The 1,490-nt window shown below is 51.1% G+C and carries 1 pseudogene; it reads right to left on the bottom strand.

The annotated features are described in order from the left end of the window. Positions 1-827: 827 nt before the first annotated feature. Positions 828-1,490: pseudogene (locus tag JIN87_RS27925) on the bottom strand (hypothetical protein); the annotation flags it as partial.

The following is a 1,490-nucleotide window of genomic DNA, read 5'->3' as shown; positions in this document are numbered from 1 at the left end:
TTTGAGGAGAGTCTTCTTATGCTTTTTTAGTACGTTCATTTTTAGTATTGGCTTGTTTGTTTTATATAAATGTGAGTGTTCCTTTTTTTGTGTGTTAGAGATTTGTTCTCTTGTTGTTTGGAACTATACGCTAATCGGGAAAAAGGGGATATAGGACTTTGGTCGTATCGGGTTTTTGGGGACCTAATTTTTTTGGGGAGTGGATTTCGGCGTGGCGAGCGATGGTTTTGATTTGTGTTATTAAAAAATAAACGGCGGTCTCTGTGAGACCGCCGTTTTAACTACCCCTATATATAACCCTGAACTATGAAACTTGAAATTGTGTGATTCGGATTGTGGCGTGCTCGCCTCTTTGTTTCTGAATCTGGATACAGTGTATCATGTGATGGGGGATGGGGATATGGGACTTTGGTCTTACGGAAGGGGAAGGGGGATTGGGGGATATTGGGTGATGGGGTTGTGTCTTTTTTAACCACGAAGTGCACGAAGGACGCGAAGGGATTCTGCAGTGGTGTTGGGGACCGCCGATGGTGCCGATTTACACCGATGCTTGTGGAGGGGGGATCAGGCCTCGTTGTAGGGGGCTTATCGGTGAGTCTCGGTGTAATCGGTGGTGGATGCTTTTATTGGGGTTATGATTGGGGTTCTTTTTTTTGGGACCCGCTGAAGCGGGAACTCCAACGGGGATGCTGGGTGGGGAATCGCGTGACGAGCACGCTCCCACCTGGAGATGCGAAAGGGCGGTCTCTTGGTGAGACCGCCCTTCGGTTATGATGCTGAACTACTGGTGATTTATACTGTATAAAATATTTGGTTACTTGGTTTTCTTACCAAACGAACTTGTAGCCTACTTCCATGGAGAGATCGTATGGACGGTCGGCTCCGAATGCGAAGGATGGGCGAGCGTAGACGCTTTGTCCGCCGTGCTCCTTGCCGAGCATAGAACCGATCTCGATGTCGATGTTGCCGAATTCGATGTCGTTCTCGTCATCGATGAATCCTTGCGGGTTGATCATGATCCACTGGCGCTTGTTGTTGAGCGTCTTGAGCAGGAAGAGATCGAGAGCGTGGGCTCCTACCTTGTTCTCTGGGCCGTCCTCGTCGATGCTGACGCGGTACTGGTAGCCTGGAGCGATGAGGTCGAAGGCGCCGTTGAATGGGAGGAACTTCACGAAGAAGACCTGCGGTCCGAGCGTCCATGCGTCGTTGCCGAGCGCGTCGTCGGAAGCGGTTGGCGTGAAGACTTCAAGACCGGTGGCCACGGCGAACTTCTTGGACATGTCGAGCACGGGAACGGTGAGGAGACGGAAGTCCAGGTCGCCGAATCCGAACTCGTTTACGCCCTTGGAATCGACGTCGAGCTTGTTTGCGTACATTCGTGTACGGAACTGCCATTTGCCGTCTGCGAATGGAGTTCTGAACTCCATGGTGGTGACGTTCTGGCTGTCCTCGCCGGAAGAGCTTAGACCGCGATACTCGTTATAGAGTCG

Source organism: Pelagicoccus mobilis, assembly GCF_016595505.1.
Lineage (GTDB): Bacteria > Verrucomicrobiota > Verrucomicrobiia > Opitutales > Opitutaceae > Pelagicoccus > Pelagicoccus mobilis.
Note: the sequence above shows the minus strand (reverse complement) of the source record. Positions and strands in the feature narration are given on the sequence as shown.